General features: G+C 34.5%; 13 protein-coding genes and 1 pseudogene. 10 read left to right on the forward strand and 4 right to left on the reverse strand.

Annotated features, from left to right (window positions below):
- Window positions 1-191 precede the first annotated feature (191 nt).
- The 4 genes from T410_RS14015 (at window position 192) to T410_RS14030 (ending at window position 5,386) form a co-directional block, all read left to right on the forward strand.
- On the forward strand, window positions 192-2,738 hold the full coding sequence (locus T410_RS14015) for an ATP-dependent Clp protease ATP-binding subunit (protein WP_035672879.1): 2,547 nt from the start codon (window positions 192-194) through the stop codon (window positions 2,736-2,738).
- Window positions 2,739-2,875: 137 nt separating this feature from the next.
- Window positions 2,876-4,246 (forward strand): 30S ribosomal protein S6--L-glutamate ligase, encoded by a 1,371-nt coding sequence (gene rimK / locus T410_RS14020; protein ID WP_035672882.1) that lies wholly within the window; start codon window positions 2,876-2,878, stop codon window positions 4,244-4,246.
- A gap of 59 nt (window positions 4,247-4,305) precedes the next feature.
- Window positions 4,306-4,821 carry a DUF421 domain-containing protein gene (locus T410_RS14025; protein WP_035672885.1) on the forward strand — a complete coding sequence of 172 codons (516 nt, stop codon included), beginning with the start codon at window positions 4,306-4,308 and terminating at the stop codon, window positions 4,819-4,821.
- Between the two features lie 43 nt (window positions 4,822-4,864).
- Window positions 4,865-5,386 carry a Crp/Fnr family transcriptional regulator gene (locus T410_RS14030; protein WP_051929432.1) on the forward strand — a complete coding sequence of 174 codons (522 nt, stop codon included), beginning with the start codon at window positions 4,865-4,867 and terminating at the stop codon, window positions 5,384-5,386.
- A 22-nt stretch (window positions 5,387-5,408) separates the two neighbouring features.
- Here the strand turns inward: T410_RS14030 and T410_RS14035 are convergent, their stop codons facing one another.
- A complete protein-coding gene (locus T410_RS14035; protein ID WP_238567344.1) occupies window positions 5,409-6,947 on the reverse strand; it encodes an IS1182 family transposase in 1,539 nt (512 codons plus the stop codon).
- Between the two features lie 85 nt (window positions 6,948-7,032).
- On the opposite strand from T410_RS14035, the pseudogene T410_RS16800 reads away from it, so the two are divergent.
- From T410_RS16800 to T410_RS14055, 5 genes and pseudogenes are all read left to right on the forward strand, one after another.
- Window positions 7,033-7,176, forward strand: a pseudogene (locus tag T410_RS16800) (Crp/Fnr family transcriptional regulator); the annotation flags it as partial.
- An 88-nt stretch (window positions 7,177-7,264) separates the two neighbouring features.
- Window positions 7,265-8,143 carry a pirin family protein gene (locus T410_RS14040; protein WP_035672888.1) on the forward strand — a complete coding sequence of 293 codons (879 nt, stop codon included), beginning with the start codon at window positions 7,265-7,267 and terminating at the stop codon, window positions 8,141-8,143.
- 24 nt (window positions 8,144-8,167) lie between these two features.
- Entirely contained in the window at window positions 8,168-9,049 is an 882-nt protein-coding gene (locus T410_RS14045) for a pirin family protein (protein WP_035672891.1), read from the forward strand.
- Window positions 9,050-9,054: 5 nt separating this feature from the next.
- Complete coding sequence (locus tag T410_RS14050) at window positions 9,055-9,447, forward strand: OsmC family protein (protein WP_035672894.1); 393 nt, start codon at window positions 9,055-9,057, stop codon at window positions 9,445-9,447.
- Between the two features lie 5 nt (window positions 9,448-9,452).
- Window positions 9,453-9,734 carry a GNAT family N-acetyltransferase gene (locus T410_RS14055; protein WP_035672897.1) on the forward strand — a complete coding sequence of 94 codons (282 nt, stop codon included), beginning with the start codon at window positions 9,453-9,455 and terminating at the stop codon, window positions 9,732-9,734.
- A 69-nt stretch (window positions 9,735-9,803) separates the two neighbouring features.
- Here T410_RS14055 and T410_RS14060 read toward each other — a convergent pair whose 3' ends face one another.
- Genes T410_RS14060 through hutH form a run of 3 tightly spaced genes read right to left on the reverse strand, consistent with a single transcriptional unit; the run spans window position 9,804 to window position 13,381 of the window.
- Entirely contained in the window at window positions 9,804-11,144 is a 1,341-nt protein-coding gene (locus T410_RS14060) for an inorganic phosphate transporter (protein WP_035672899.1), read from the reverse strand.
- Window positions 11,145-11,172: 28 nt separating this feature from the next.
- Window positions 11,173-11,817 carry a DUF47 domain-containing protein gene (locus T410_RS14065; protein WP_035672900.1) on the reverse strand — a complete coding sequence of 215 codons (645 nt, stop codon included), beginning with the start codon at window positions 11,815-11,817 and terminating at the stop codon, window positions 11,173-11,175.
- Window positions 11,818-11,866: 49 nt separating this feature from the next.
- A complete protein-coding gene (hutH, locus tag T410_RS14070; protein ID WP_035672903.1) occupies window positions 11,867-13,381 on the reverse strand; it encodes a histidine ammonia-lyase in 1,515 nt (504 codons plus the stop codon).
- Between the two features lie 649 nt (window positions 13,382-14,030).
- Between hutH and thrA the strand changes: the two genes are divergently transcribed.
- Entirely contained in the window at window positions 14,031-16,478 is a 2,448-nt protein-coding gene (thrA, locus tag T410_RS14075) for a bifunctional aspartate kinase/homoserine dehydrogenase I (RefSeq protein WP_035672904.1), read from the forward strand.
- Window positions 16,479-16,496 lie beyond the last annotated feature (18 nt).

Raw genomic sequence — 16,496 nt, forward strand, 5'->3', positions numbered from 1 at the left:
TGAGTCTATTTTAGCTCACTTATTTCAATGATTTATTAACAAAATTCATTTTGGTTTTGGTTAATAAAATAAGTGGCTTTTAGCCTATATTCCCCATATTTTTTTGTCTATTAGCTGACAGTACTTGTTAAGGGAATGATTTTTGTTTTTCAATTACTAATTCACTAAATTTACGATATCAAATATATATTATGGATGATAATTTTTCACCAAGAGTAAAAGATGTCATTACCTATAGCAAAGAAGAAGCTTTGCGATTAGGTCATGACTTCATAGGAACCGAACACTTGATGCTAGGTATTTTAAGAGATGGTAATGGAAAAGCAATTCAAATACTGAATAACCTATCTGTCGACTTAGATCATTTACGCCGAAAAGTTGAAATCCTGAGTCCCGCTAGTCCAAGCGTAGACGTTAATGTTGAAAAGAAAAACTTACACTTGACACGCCAGGCAGAACGAGCGTTGAAAACCACTTTTCTTGAAGCAAAAGTATTTCATAGTTCGTCCATTAGTACAGCACATTTATTGTTGTGTATTTTAAGAAATGAAAACGATCCAACAACCAAGCTACTAAATAAACTTAAAATTGATTATGACGTAGCTAAAGAACAATATTTAAATATGACTCCAAGCGAAGAAGAATTTTTAGAAAACTTGCCAAGAAACGAATCATACAACGATGATTCAGGACAAGATGACAGTCTTAAAGAAGGTACTTTTAATAATCCTGCCAATAAATCAAACAAAAAATCTAAAACCCCTGTTTTGGATAATTTTGGTAGAGATTTAACTGAAATGGCCGAAGAAGGAAAATTAGATCCTGTTGTAGGACGCGAAAAGGAAATCGAACGTGTTTCTCAAATTTTGAGCCGTCGTAAAAAGAACAATCCACTACTTATAGGGGAACCTGGAGTGGGAAAATCAGCTATTGCTGAAGGATTAGCTTTGCGAATTATTCAAAAGAAAGTATCACGAATCCTTTTCAACAAACGCGTTGTAACATTAGATTTGGCGAGCCTTGTCGCTGGAACAAAATACCGTGGACAGTTTGAAGAGCGCATGAAAGCTGTTATGAACGAATTAGAAAAGAATGATGATATTATTCTTTTTATTGATGAAATTCATACAATTGTTGGAGCTGGTGGAGCAACGGGTTCATTAGACGCTTCTAACATGTTCAAACCTGCATTAGCAAGAGGCGAAATTCAATGTATTGGAGCAACAACTCTAGACGAATACCGTCAATATATTGAGAAAGATGGTGCATTAGAAAGACGTTTTCAAAAAATAATTGTGGAACCAACATCTGTTGCGGAAACGATTACTATTTTGAATAATATCAAAAATAAATATGAAGACCATCACAACGTTACTTACACACAAGAAGCAATTGAAGCTTGTGTGAAATTAACGGACAGATACATGTCAGAACGTTTCTTACCGGACAAAGCTATTGACGCATTAGACGAAGCGGGTTCAAGAGTTCACATAACCAATATTGAAGTTCCAAAACAGATTTTGGATCTGGAACGTCAATTAGAAGATGTTCGCGAATTGAAAAATGTGGTTGTCAAAAAACAAAAATACGAAGAGGCCGCTAAGCTTCGTGATGATGAAAAAAAGATCGAAAAAGACTTGGCAATCGCTCAGGAACAATGGGAAGAAGATGCTAAAAACAATAGAATTGAAGTTACCGAAGACAATGTTGCCGATGTGGTTTCAATGATGACTGGAATTCCAGTAAATCGTATTGCACAAACCGAAAGTAACAAATTAGCCAAACTACCAGAACTTATTGAAGGAAAGGTTATTGGACAAAAAGAAGCGGTAATGAAAATTGCTCGTTCCATTCAAAGAAATCGTGCAGGATTGAAAGATCCGAACCGACCGATTGGTTCGTTTATCTTCTTAGGACAAACCGGTGTTGGTAAAACACAATTGGCTAAAGTACTGGCAAAAGAACTATTCGATTCTGAAGATGCATTAATTCGTATCGACATGAGTGAATACATGGAGAAATTTGCAATCTCTCGTTTAGTTGGTGCGCCTCCGGGATACGTAGGTTACGAAGAAGGTGGGCAATTAACAGAGAAAGTAAGAAGAAAACCATATTGTGTTGTCTTGTTGGATGAGATTGAAAAAGCGCATCCTGATGTTTTCAATATGCTATTACAAGTTCTTGACGATGGCTATTTAACGGATAGTTTAGGTCGAAAAATTGATTTCAAAAACACTATAATTATTATGACTTCCAATGTTGGAGCCAGACAATTAAAAGATTTTGGCCAAGGAGTTGGTTTTGGTACCGCTGCCAAAGTAGCTCAAGCCGATGATAATTCAAAAAGCATCATTGAAAATGCATTGAAAAAAACTTTCGCACCGGAATTTCTTAATAGAATTGATGATGTAATTGTATTCAACGCTTTAGAAAAACATGATATTGATTTGATTATCGAAATCGAATTGAAAAAATTATATGCTCGTGTGGCTGAACTAGGTTATCAATTAAATCTTTCTGATAAAGCTAAAGCTTTTATTGCTGATAAAGGATTTGATAGACAATTTGGCGCAAGACCATTAAAAAGAGCTATTCAGAAATATGTTGAAGATGCACTTGCTGAAGAAATTATCACTTCAAAAATTGCCTCAGGAGACGAAATTTTCATGGATATTGAAGATGGAGCTCAAGAACTAACCGTTCAAGTCCATAAAGCTGGTGAAGCGACGAATCCATAAATTCTTTTAAAATTACACGAAATAAACCCGTTACGTTTTTATAACATAACGGGTTTATTCTTTATACAAATTAAACATTTTTTAAAAACAAATATTTACATTTGATTTCTTAAAAAAGGTCCAAATAAAATTAATTTATGTCTCAAAATAAAGTTATCCTAGGTAGCGAAGAATGGTGTTCATTTCCTGAATTAGGAATTCCAACGATTAAAGCACGTGTTGATTCTGGCGCAAAAACATCTGCTTTACACGCTATAAACATCGCCCCTTTTATCAAGAATGAAGCAAACTGGGTAAAGTTTGACATTAATCCGATTCAAAATAATCTAAAAACGGTAATTCATTGTGAAGCACCTTTAGTCGATAAACGTTTTGTGAAAAGCTCTAGTGGATTTAGAGAACAACGTTATGTTATTCAAAGCAATCTAAAAATTGGTGATTCAATATGGCCTATCGAAATGACATTGACCAATAGAGATTCCATGGGTTTTAGAATGCTTTTAGGCCGTGAGGCAATGAGCGGAAGAGTTCTTGTAGACCCAGAACAAAAATATCTTTTGGGACAACCTACCACAGATAGCTTAAAAGAACTATATAAAAATTCTGAAAAAGCCAGTTCTGGTTTGCGCATTGGACTTTTGGCCAGTAATCCAGAATTGTACAGTAACAAACGAATTATGGAAGCTGGTGAAATGCGTGGCCATGAAATGCATTTTCTAAATATTAAAGAATGCTATATGAAACTGGATGCAAAAACACCAGAAATTCATTACCGCGGAGGAAAAATATTAAATCAATTTGACGCTATTATTCCTAGAATTCGACCAAGTATAACCTTCTATGGCTGTGCTTTAACAAGACAATTTGAAGCATTAAAAGTATTTTGTTTAAATTCTTCAAATGCAATCACACAATCACGTGACAAGCTATATTCATTACAATTACTTTTAAATCATGGAGTAGAAATTCCTACTACCGGATTTGCAAATTCACCTTTGGATACTGATGATTTAATAAAAATGGTCGGAGGTTCTCCTTTAATTGTAAAATTACTCGAAGGAACACAAGGAAAAGGCGTTGTATTAGCTGAAACCAAAAAAGCAGCTGAAAGCGTTATTAACGCATTCAAAAGCTTAAATGCCAATATATTAGTTCAAGAATTTATTAAAGAAGCTAACGGTAAAGACATTCGTTGTTTTGTAATTGACGGAAAAGTAGTAGCCGCCATTCAACGAGAAGCGATGCCTGGAGAATTCAGAGCTAACATCCATCTTGGAGGAACAGCTTCTGTGATAAAAGTGACAAGCGAAGAAAAGCGTATTGCAATAAAAGCTGCAAAAGCGATGGATTTGAAAGTAGCTGGTGTTGATATTATTCGTTCTTCAAAAGGGCCATTATTATTAGAAGTAAATTCTTCTCCAGGATTAGAAGGAATCGAAGGCGCTACCAATAAAGATATTGCTGGTGAAATGATAAAAGCGATTGAGAAAAATTTTAAGCTAAAATAACAATTTGTGGTTATCCAAAAACATCTAAGCAATCACCATAAACTTTAAACTTAAAAAGCATGAATCCATATCTTGATATAATCATTCGCAGTGCCGCCGTTTATCTTTTTATGGTGATTGCTTTAAGACTTTTTGGAAAGAAAGAATTATCACAACTCAATACTGCCGATGTAATTTTAATTTTATTGATAAGTAATTCAGTTCAAAACGCTATGGTTGGCAGCAACACGAGTCTTTATGGCGGAATGGCTGCAGCAACAGTGCTTTTTACCATTAATTTTATCTTGAAAAAATTGATGTTTAGATTTAAAAAATTTAGTGATTTTATGCAAGAAAAACCAGAAATATTAATTCATGATGGAAATCTGGATTTTAAAGCATTAAGTAAATTAAACATTTCTTCTGATGAATTAAAAGAAGCGATGCGTGAACATGGAATCGAGTATTTTAAAGACGTAAAATTGGCTATGCTCGAGATTGATGGAAATATTAGTATTATTTCCGATTTAGAAAATCTTCGCCAAACCCATTACAAACGAAGACGTATTCATAAAAATTTAGCGGGAATAAATTAACTCAAAACATTCCCACACGTATCTCCTTAATCCTGAAATAACTATGCTGGATTCATTCAAAATATACTTTCAATCCAAAAATAATTTAACGGACGAACAATTCCTTTCGATAACTGGGACATTACAATATAAAAAAGTAGAAAAAGGAACTGTTCTACTCCATCAGGGCGAGATTTGCCACCATTCCTTTTTTGTTTCCAAAGGATTATTGCGTTCCTATACCATTGACGAAACAGGAAAGGAACACATCATTCAATTTGCACCAGAGAATTGGATTATTTCGGACAGAAGTAGTTCTTATTTTAACGAACCTTCCGAATTATTTATTGATGCCATTGAAGATACGGAAATTGTTTTTATCGATAAAAATTTCATTGATGCAGCAGCCGAAATTAGCATTTCTTTCCGACAACAGGACAATATTGCTTTGCACAATCATATTCGTCAACTTCAAAAACGAGTAAATCTCTTATTGGGAGCAACAGCTGAACAACGTCAGGCTGTGAAAAAACCTCCTTTTCCCTTTAAAATTTCTCTATTTTTCTATTGCTACGACCCAAATTAAGTCTTTTACAGCAGACTAGTTTTTACGCTATCAATTTAGTGTGGCAGAAAACAAAGTCTAATTTCAGCTTTAAATGCTCCGTTTTTAGCAAAAACAAGACTTTTGCCTTGTAGGGTGAGTTCCATTTGTGGAGTTTGGCTATCAAATCAGGAACGCCCAGTATATTGATGCTCCGCTTGATGTTATACACCAGCATAATCAGGCTGTGTTCTCCATTTACTTTTTCTAGTCCCGTTAAGTTGGTGTGGTTGTAACCCCATTGTCGCTTGATGGTCCCAAAGATGTGCTCGTTAATCTCTTGTCGCTTGCGATACAATTGGGGATTCTCTCGATAGCGTTTGTTGTTTTCTTCTACAGCATCAGCATATTGACCTCGATCAATTTCTCGGCCTCCTGACCGACTCGTACAAAGATGTTTCACCGCGCATTCTTTGCATTTTGACGTTCGGTATTTTTTAAAATTATATCCGTCTTTTGAACTGCTTTTCTTGTGCCAATTCCCTGTGGTATGCAATGTTTCGCCTTGTGGACAAGTATAGGTATCGGTATTTTTATCATATTGAAAATTGGCTACCAAATAATCCGGCTGGGTGCCGTTTTCGTTGCTTTTCCCTTGATTGGGCTGGGCTACAATGGTCGTAATATTAGCTTGCTGACAGATCTCGATTTGTTTTCCGTTGTGATAGCCTTTGTCCACCAAAGCGCTGTACGTTGCAATCCCTAGATTCTCTTTGGCTTCCAAAGCTATTGCTGACAAGGCATTCCTGTCGTTACGGTTGATCGTGTGCGTGGCTACTACCAGATTGTGCTTAGCATCCACGGCAGCTTGGATATTAAACGATATCTCAACTACTTGTCCTTGTACTAATAAAGCCCTAGCATCACTATCGGTAGTACTTATTTGCGGTTCGCCGCTGGCCTTTAGTTTTTCTTCCAAGAGTTCATATCGCAGTTTATTCCCTTTTAAGCGTTCTATTTTTTCTTGGATATTTTGAATTATAACAGGATTTTCTTGTACATCATTTTCCTGTAATGCAGTCAGGTACTCTTGGGTTTTATTCTCGATATATTCTAGGTGTTTATCGATTTTCTTTTGATTGAAATTCGCTTTCTTACTATTATGCGCCCGGCTTTTTGTACCATCAATCGCGATGGTTTCTGCTCCTATCAAATCGATATCTTTCAAGAAGCAAACAAAGAGTTTGAATAAGTTCTTTAGGGCTACAGGATTGTTTTTTCTGAAATCAGAAATGCTATGGTAGTTCGGACAAATCCCCTCTAAAAGCCATTGCATCTCTAGGTTTCTAAAACATTCTTTTTCTAATTTCCGACTACTTCTTATTCCATTAAGATAGCCATACAAATAGATTTTTAAAAATACCGGCGTTTGGTAACTCGGGCGTCCTTCTTTTTTAAGGGTTTGCAGACTAAATCCAAGTCTTAAAATGGAGATGGTATTTACAAAAGCATCGATAAAGCGAACTTGATTGTCGCTGGAAATTGCGTCTTCTAAACTAGAAATGCGCAGCTGATTACGTGAAATTCCTTGAATATGTTGCATTACTAAAAATACGAAAAATCTTCTTTTTGTACAAGCTAATCCCTATATTTGTTATCAACCAAACCGAAGTTTTTTCACATACTGACGTTATTTAGATTTCATAACTATTTATCCGAGTCTTACTTTGCGCATTCCTCAATGGATGATTGCCTCGTATTTAGGCATTACACCAGAAACATTAAGCAGGGTTCGCAAGGAATTAGCCAAAAGAAATTTCAAACCGTATTAATTCAAACAAATTCATTTCTTATCCTATATCAATGCATCTTGTTTTAATCCAAAGTAAATTTGTACCATAATTTAAATAAGACAGAGAAATGAAAACAAAAAATATTGAACTAGTATTGGCTCCACCTACACCCCACATGGTAGGTGACGGATTTAGAGTACATAATTTTATTCCGAGTGGTCATAATTTAGATATGAAAAGAATGAGTCCGTTTATTATGATGGATTATAATTCTAAATTTTACTTCCCACCTACAGACCAACCCAGAGGCGTTAGTGTTCATCCGCATAGAGGTTTTGAAACCGTTACTGTTGCCTATAAGGGAAAAGTAGCGCATCACGACAGTTCCGGAAATAGCGGTGTCATTGGCGAAGGTGATGTGCAATGGATGACTGCGGCTTCAGGAATTTTACATAAAGAATACCACGAAGAAGAATTCAGCAAAAATGGTGGTGATTTTCAAATGGTGCAGCTTTGGGTCAACCTTCCAGCAAAGGATAAAATGTCAACACCAAAATACCAAGGAATCACCAATGACCAAATCAACAAATTCGAACTTCCAGAAAATGGCGGCATGATTGAAGTTATAGCTGGACAATATGAAAATGTAAAAGGTACGGCTTCGACTTTCACCCCTGTTCATTTACTAAATGCCAAATTGAATAAAGGTGCAAAAGCATCCTTTAATTTACCAGCAAATTACAATACAGGATTATTAGTAATTGAAGGAACTATAAAAGTAAACGATACTGAAAATGTTCCCGTCAACCATTTTGCATTATTTCAAAAAGACGGAGAAACATTTACACTTGAAGCAACTGAAAATGCCATCGTTTTAATTTTAAGTGGTGAACCTATCAATGAGCCAATTGCCGCACACGGTCCATTTGTGATGAACACACAAGCCGAAATCATACAAGCATTCAACGATGTGAATATGGGAAAATTCGGTTATTTAGAAGAATAATTTTTATATTTTAAAACATAAAAAATGTCAAATATTAAACTAATAATTGAAGAACGCCCGAGCAATATTGGTAACTTTATGGTTGGGCGATTGCTTCCCTTTCGAGAAAAAAGAATGGTTGGGCCATTTGCATTCATCGATCATATGGGACCAACCTGCATGAGCGATTATGAAAATTTAGATGTTCCGCCACATCCGCATATTGGGCTTTCAACTTTGACTTATTTGTTTGAAGGAAGCATTATGCACAAAGACAGCTTAGGAACTGAAATGGAAATAAAACCAGGACAAATCAACTGGATGACTTCAGGAAAAGGGATTGTCCATTCAGAGCGAACACCTGAGTATTTGCGTAGTTCTAATAAAATGTTGCATGGCCTTCAAATTTGGGTGGCTTTACCCAAGGAATTGGAAGAAATCGAACCTTCTTTTTTCCATGTACCCGAAAATGAAATTCCAGAATGGAAAGCTGACAATATTACATTCAAACTTATAGCCGGAGAAGTTCTTGAAAAAAAATCGCCTGTTCCAGTCTACAGTCCGCTTTATCTTTTGGAACTAAAAAGCAGTACGCGTCAAACGGTAGCTATTGGCAAAGACTTATTTGGCGAAAGCGCTTTATACATTTTAGAAGGCAGTATCGAAAGTGAAGGTAATAATTTTGGGCCAAAGCAAATTTTGATTGCCAAAGACAGTAAACTCTGCACCTTTGACATGGCAGAAAACACTACCATTTATATTTTTGGAGGAGAACCTTTTCCCGAAGAACGGATTATTTACTGGAATTTTGTCGCTTCAACCAAAGAACTGATTGAAAAGGCAAAAGAAAAATGGTTGGCACAAACTTTTGATAAAGTTCCAGGCGAAAGTGAATTTGTTCCACTTCCGGAGCAAAATAAAAAATAGCAATTATGATTCAAATAACAGCGCACATTGGCGCAGAACTTTATAAAACAGAAGTAAAATCCGCTAGCAATACAATTATTTCAGACGAGCCTGAAAGTGCAGGAGGAAAAGATTTAGGCTTTGCGCCAAAAGAATTACTGGCTTCCTCATTGGCAGCTTGCACCTGCATCACTTTACGCATGTATGCGAACCGAAAAGGATGGGATTTGACGGATGTAAAAGTTGAAGTCACTTTTGAAAAAGATCTAACGGAAAACAAGTCGAAAATGATGCGCAACATTCAATTATTTGGAAATTTAGACGATATACAGAAAGCACGGTTATTAAACATTGCCGATAGATGTCCAATGCACCAAATATTAACTAATCCTATCGAAATTACAACCGAATTAAATTAGAAATTATGATAATTGAACAAATAAACGAAACAAAAAAAGGTTATTTTAGAGCTTCTGATAATGAAATAGAAGCAGGAAGAATGACCTATACTTGGGCTGGAACTAATAAATTTATTATAGACCATACCGAAGTAAATGATGAATTTGCAGGTCAAAGTGTGGGCAAAAAACTGGTAATGGAAGCGGTAAAATATGCAAGACTCAATAATCTTAAAATCTTGCCTTTATGCCCTTTCGCAAAAAGTGTTTTTGACAAAACAGAAGAAATTCAAGATCTTTTATTTTAAAGAATTGAAAAAGAATAAAAAAACCATTCATGTTAAGAATGGTTTTTTTTATAGACTAATCTTACTTAATTATAAAAACAAACTAAGTAAGTAGTAAACTAATGCCGCTAAAATAGCTGAAATAGGAATAGTCAATATCCAAGCCCATACTAAACTTACAGTCACACCCCAACGAACTGCTGAAATACGTTTTGTTAAACCAACACCAATTATAGACCCCGTAATAGTGTGAGTAGTACTTACCGGAATTTTTAAATGCTCAGTAAAATATAAGGTTAAAGCTCCTGCAGTTTCGGCAGCAACACCTTCAAAAGAAGTTACTTTTGTAATTTTTGAGCCCATTGTTTTTACAATCTTCCAACCACCACTTAACGTTCCCGCTGCAATCGCAGAATAACACGCTAGAGGAATCCATGCCGGCATAACGCCCTTTATTTTTAAATCGTCATTTGGTAGTATTACCTGCAACCAGTCAGGCAAACTTACTTGTGCCACACCACTTGTATGTATGTAAACAGCAACTGCCGCCGCAATAATACCCATTACTTTTTGAGAATCATTTCCTCCATGTCCTAAACTAAAGGCAGCAGAAGATAGTAATTGCATTCTTTTTAACGAAGCAGTAGCTTGATGTAAGTTTAAACTACTGAAAACTAAACAAAAACAACTAACCGATAAAACGATAAAGGCAACTAAAAACCATTTTATATTATGAGCTTCAAAAGCAACACTCCAAAAATGAGAATCGAAACGAGGTTTTTCGATAGCATCATAATATAACATTTGACTTTCTACAAACCAAATTGTTAAAATCATTAAAGCAACTGTAAATAGTTTTGGGAGAATACTTTTTTTAGAAGCATTCAAAAGCCAAATAGAAATTAAATAAGATATTAAAGCACCTAATAAAGGAGCCAATACAATAAAAGCAATAATAATCAATACCCCCGAAGGCATACCGCCATCTTTACCTGCTTTATACCAACTTACTATATTGTACCAATATTGCGTAGTTCCATCTACCATATAACCTGAAAAACCATGAACCGCAATGGCATGTGCAATCGCTGCTCCTGCAAAACCTCCAATTAAAGTATGAGATGAACTGGAAGGAATTCCTTGCCACCAAGTCAATAGATTCCATATAATTGCCGCTATGACCCCTGCGAGAATAACCACTAGGTTAATTTCCATGGTATGTGCCGTTTTTGCAACAGTATCAGCTACTCCAAAACCGAAAACCCAATAGGCCAGAAAGTTGAAGAAAGCAGCCCAAAGCACCGCTTGAAAAGGAGTCAAAACTTTTGTTGCTACAACTGTAGCAATAGCATTGGCAGCATCATGAAAACCGTTGATATAATCAAAGATTAGAGCCAAAACTATAATAACTATTAGTAAAGTAAATTCCATAAATATATTTCAGTCTAAACTGATTGAATTAAGAATGTTTTACAGAAATAGATTCTAAAACACTTGCTACACTTTTACATTTATCTGTAGCTGATTCTAAAACAGATAAAACCTCTTTATATTTTATAATATTTTTTGCATCAGTTTCATTTTCAAATATTTCAAAGACAGCTTTATTATAAACTGTATCCGATTTATTCTCCAACTTGCTGATTCGTGCACAAGCATCAGTAATATTTTTGATATTTTTAAATCCCCTCAATTCTTTTACCGCTACATCAATATTCTCGCATGCTTCAAGATTTATTTCTGTCAGTTTTCTGATAGATTTTGTAATCTTATCAACTTGATACAATCTCATTCTACTGGCAGCACCATGAAGATTATCAGCTACATTATCAATTGAGGTAATCAAAGAGTGAATATCTTCTCTATCAAAAGGAGTGATAAAGTTTCTACTTAATTCCAAATTTGTCTGGCGTGTGATGTCCTCTCCTTTTTGCTCTAAAGCGTCAATTTTCTGAAAAAGCACTTCTCTCTCTTTCAAAGGAAGATTCACAGCTTCGTGCAAATTCGAAGCTAATTCAATCAAATTACTAGATGCTTCTTCAAAAAGAGGAAAGAATTTTTTATCTTTTGGAACCAAAAACTGGAAAATACTATTTATTGACATTTTATTAGATTTTTTGAACCACAAAATTAGTTCATTAATACAAGAGATATTATACTAAAGTCAACAAATCGTCTTCAATTTGAAAACTATTCAAAAAAGAAACTGTTTTTTCAATGTCGTAATGCAAAATTCGGTCTTCTTTAACTAAAGGAACTTCCTCACGATATGCACTTAAAAACATTTCAATAAAATCACTTGATTGTAACGGCCTTCTATATTCAATGGCTTGTGAAGCGTTCATCAATTCTATTGCTAAAATTCGCTCCAGATTATCCATAACACGCAATGCTTTTGTAGCACCATTTGCCCCCATACTTACATGATCTTCTTGTCCGTTACTAGACACAATACTATCAACACTCGAAGGTGTCGCCAATTGCTTATTCTGGCTTGCGATACTGGCTGCTGTATATTGCGGAATCATCAAACCTGAATTTAAACCTGGATTATCCACTAAAAATGCAGGAAGATTTCGCAAACCTGATATCAACTGATAGGTTCTTCGTTCTGAAACACTTCCTAATTCTGCCAAAGCAATTGCCATGAAATCCAATGCTAATGCTAATGGTTGTCCATGAAAATTCCCTCCAGATATGATTTGATCACTTTCAATAAAAATATTAGGATTATCCGTCACCGAATTGATTTCCGTTTTGAATACTTTTTTCACATAATCAAAAGCATCTTTTGAAGCGCCGTGAACTTGTGGCATACATCTAAAAGAATAAGGATCTTGAACATGTGTTTTTTCTTGTTCAATGATTTCGCTTCCTTCAAGAAAACCTTTTATGCGATTCGCAGTTATAATTTGTCCTTTATGAGGACGAATAAAATGAATCAATTCATGAAAAGGTTCAATTCTGCCATCAAATCCTTCAAGAGAAATCGTTCCTATCAAATCAGCTAAATAAGAAAACTTATTTGCCTTCATCAAAATATGAGCACCATAAGCACTCATGAATTGGGTACCGTTCAATAAAGCCAAACCTTCTTTAGATTGTAAAACAATTGGTTCCCAATTAAAACGTTTCAAAACTTCACTGGAATGTACTTTTTTACCTTCAAAATAAACATCTCCTTCTCCTAATAAAGGCAAAGATAAATGCGCCAATGGAGCTAAATCGCCAGAAGCACCAAGTGAACCTTGCGTATAAATTACAGGCAAAATATCATTATTATAAAATGCAATCAATCGTTCCACAGTTTGCAATTGAATTCCGGAATGACCATAACTCAACGATTGAATTTTGAGCAACAACATCAGCTTGACAACTTCATTTGGAACCTCCTCACCTGTTCCGCAAGAATGAGATTTTACTAGATTTTCTTGTAGTTTTGATAAGTTTTCATTCGAAATTTTCACATTACAAAGCGAACCAAAACCAGTATTAATTCCATAAATAGGCGCTGAATGCGTAGCCATTTTTTTATCTAAATAATCCCTACATTTCTGAATATTAATCTTTGCTTCATCAGATAACGCTATTGTTTTATGATGAGCAATAATCTCGTTTAAAACCTCTAATGAAAGTACCGCAGTGCTTATATAATGTGTATTTCCCATTTCAACCTGTATTTAAGTGACCAAAATTGAACAAATCAATATTAAAAAGCAACTTTTTTTAACAATAATTAAAAATTAGCATCCAAAAAAAAATAAATTTCATGCAAATTATCCTATTATTCAGGGTTCATTAAAATTCTTCCCTAAAGGATATTGGTAAATTTGTATTATGAAATAATTTATTGGTATAAAATTAAAGAAATTCAGAATGTATTGAATAGAAATAGCAATGAATTTAGAATTTAAGTTTACTCAAAAGTAAGACACAACAACTCAACAGTATAATAAAACCCAAACAATTATAAGAATCACATCAACGAAAAGGGAATTTATTGAAAAATATTTATTTTTAATCCAAATGTGATTAGTTTTTTAAAATATTCGCAAAAACTACATTTAATGTTTTGTTTTTTATAAAAAACTGTACTTTTGGGAAATCAAAATGGTAAACAACAGATCAACATATCAATCTTCGATAACAACTCAAAACTGGGTTGCAATTGCTGTTACATTTACTGCTACAACAACTACAACTACCCCTTAGGGGTATTCATTTTACATATAATCCTATTTATTATACTTTTTCCTGAAAAGGAGAAAGATTTTGGATGTATAAAAAACATTGCATTTTTAAAATAAAACATATACAATGAAAGTATTAAAATTTGGCGGAACTTCGGTTGCCAATGCTCAAAATATAAAACTGGTTCTTGATATCGTCATCAATAAAGCAAAAGAAGAAAAATTAGTAGTAGTGGTTTCTGCTTTTAGTAAAGTTACTGATATGCTCCAACTTGCTTCCCAAAAAGCGGCTGCCGGAGATGAAAGCTTCAAAGATATTCTTGCTGAGATAGAGAAAAAACATTTAGATGCCTTAAAAGAGTTTATTCCTGTGGGTGAACAAAGTAGTCTGTTAAGTCATATAAAAAGAATTGTAAATCACCTTGAAACATTACTGGACGGTTGTTTTCTTTTGGGTGAATTATCAGCCAGAACTTCCGATACTATTTTAAGTTTTGGTGAATTATTGTCTTCTTACATCATTTCTGAAGCCTTAAAACAAAATCTAAAAAACAGCAGCTATAAAGACAGCCGAGAATTGATTAAAACAGACAATCACTTTGGGAAAGCTACCGTAAATTTTGAAGTTTCAAATCAATTAATTGCTGATTTCTTTGCTTCTAATGAAAATCAAGTGGTTGTGATGCCTGGATTTATTGCCGCATCACTTGATGGTATAAATACTACTTTAGGTCGTGGTGGTTCTGATTATACTGCCGCAATAATCGCAGGAGCATTAAATGCATCCGACTTAGAAATTTGGACTGATGTTAACGGGATGTTTACTGCCAATCCGAAGATTGTAAAACAAGCACAACCAATCGCCTTCATTTCCTATCAGGAAGCAATGGAGTTGTCGCATTTTGGTGCTAAAGTTTTATATCCGCCAACCATTCAACCCGTATTGAGAAAGAATATTCCAATTCATATCAAAAATACTTTTGAACCAGAAGCCGAAGGAACTTTTATTTCAAATCAGGAAATGGTTCACACCAATCCTGTAAAGGGAATTAGCCACATCGATAATATTACTTTGATTACACTTGAAGGACCAGGAATGATTGGTGTTACAGGTTCGTCAAAAAGGCTTTTTGAAGTATTATCGCATGAAAGTATCAATGTAATTTTTATTACTCAAGCTTCATCGGAGCATTCTATTTGTATAGGTATTCTAAATTCGGATGCTGATATTGCTGAAGAAGCTATCAATAAAGCTTTTGAAATAGAGATTTTACAAAACAAAATTGATCCTTGTATCGTTGAAAAAAACCTTTGTATTATTGCTTTGGTTGGCGAAAACATGAAAAATCATCAAGGTTTAAGCGGAAGAATGTTCAGCACTTTGGGTAAAAATAACGTAAACATCAGAGCGATTGCTCAAGGTGCTTCCGAAAGAAATATTTCGGCTGTTATCAACGAAAGAGATGTAAAGAAAGCATTGAATACATTGCACGAAAACTTTTTTGAAGAAAACACAAAACAATTAAACCTGTTTGTAATGGGGGTTGGAAATGTAGGTGAAAAATTCATCGAACAAATTCACCAACAAAAGAAATTCCTAAAAGACAATCTGAAAATAAACTTACGTGTTATTGCTTTGTCTAATTCACGAAAAATGTATTTTGATGAAGACGGAATTTCTCTAAAAGAATGGCAATTCTTATTAGAAACCGGAGAACCTGCTGACAAAGAGAAGTTCATTGCAAATGTAAAAGAACTCAATTTACGTAACAGTATTTTTGTTGACATTACTGCAAATGAAAGCATATCAAAAACCTATGAACAATATTTAAAACGCAATATTGCAGTAGTTACTTGCAACAAAATTGCCTGTGCTTCTGAGTATGACAATTATAAAAAACTAAAAAAATTATCCAGACAGTTCAACGCTCCTTTTCTTTTTGAAACTAATGTTGGAGCTGGATTACCTATTATTGATACCGTAAAAAACTTGATTGCCTCAGGTGATAAAGTGAATAAAATTCAGGCTGTTTTATCAGGAAGTCTAAACTTTATCTTTAATAATTTTGATGAAAACAATACTTTTCATGACGTTGTAAAAGAAGCTGGTATACAAGGATTTACAGAGCCAGACCCTAAGATTGATTTAAGCGGGATTGATGTTGCCAGAAAAATATTAATCCTGATTAGAGAAAGTGGCTACAAAATGGAAATTGACGAGATTGCGAATGAGTCTTTTATGCCAGCTGAGTGCCTTGAAACAACTTCAAATGAAGCATTTTTTGAATCGTTGTTAAAACACGCTTCTCATTTTGAAGCTATTTACAAGGAAGCTTTGAGTAAAGAATCCAGACTAAAATATGTAGCGCAATTCGAAAATGGAAAAGCAAATGTTGGATTAAGATTCATTCCTAAAGACCATCCTTTTTACAATCTGGAGGGAAAAGACAATATTGTTTTATTCTTTACAGATCGTTATGTAGACCAACCTTTATTGATAAAAGGCGCTGGTGCCGGAGCTGCAGTTACCGCTTCAGGAATATTTGCTGATGTAATCAGAATTGGAAACGTATAAATAAGTCGTAAAGTCGAA

Origin of the sequence: Flavobacterium sp. 83, assembly GCF_000744835.1 — a bacterium.
Taxonomy (GTDB): Bacteria; Bacteroidota; Bacteroidia; order Flavobacteriales; family Flavobacteriaceae; genus Flavobacterium.

Bases quoted from the DNA above. Each gene is read 5' to 3' on its own strand.
- T410_RS14015 (WP_035672879.1), top strand. From the start codon at position 192: ATGGATGATAATTTTTCACCAAGAGTAAAAGATGTCATTACCTATAGC.
- rimK (WP_035672882.1), top strand. From the start codon at position 2,876: ATGTCTCAAAATAAAGTTATCCTAGGTAGCGAAGAATGGTGTTCATTT.
- T410_RS14025 (WP_035672885.1), top strand. From the start codon at position 4,306: ATGAATCCATATCTTGATATAATCATTCGCAGTGCCGCCGTTTATCTT.
- T410_RS14030 (WP_051929432.1), top strand. From the start codon at position 4,865: ATGCTGGATTCATTCAAAATATACTTTCAATCCAAAAATAATTTAACG.
- T410_RS14035 (WP_238567344.1), bottom strand. From the start codon at position 6,947: ATGCAACATATTCAAGGAATTTCACGTAATCAGCTGCGCATTTCTAGT.
- T410_RS14040 (WP_035672888.1), top strand. From the start codon at position 7,265: ATGAAAACAAAAAATATTGAACTAGTATTGGCTCCACCTACACCCCAC.
- T410_RS14045 (WP_035672891.1), top strand. From the start codon at position 8,168: ATGTCAAATATTAAACTAATAATTGAAGAACGCCCGAGCAATATTGGT.
- T410_RS14050 (WP_035672894.1), top strand. From the start codon at position 9,055: ATGATTCAAATAACAGCGCACATTGGCGCAGAACTTTATAAAACAGAA.
- T410_RS14055 (WP_035672897.1), top strand. From the start codon at position 9,453: ATGATAATTGAACAAATAAACGAAACAAAAAAAGGTTATTTTAGAGCT.
- T410_RS14060 (WP_035672899.1), bottom strand. From the start codon at position 11,144: ATGGAATTTACTTTACTAATAGTTATTATAGTTTTGGCTCTAATCTTT.
- T410_RS14065 (WP_035672900.1), bottom strand. From the start codon at position 11,817: ATGTCAATAAATAGTATTTTCCAGTTTTTGGTTCCAAAAGATAAAAAA.
- hutH (WP_035672903.1), bottom strand. From the start codon at position 13,381: ATGGGAAATACACATTATATAAGCACTGCGGTACTTTCATTAGAGGTT.
- thrA (WP_035672904.1), top strand. From the start codon at position 14,031: ATGAAAGTATTAAAATTTGGCGGAACTTCGGTTGCCAATGCTCAAAAT.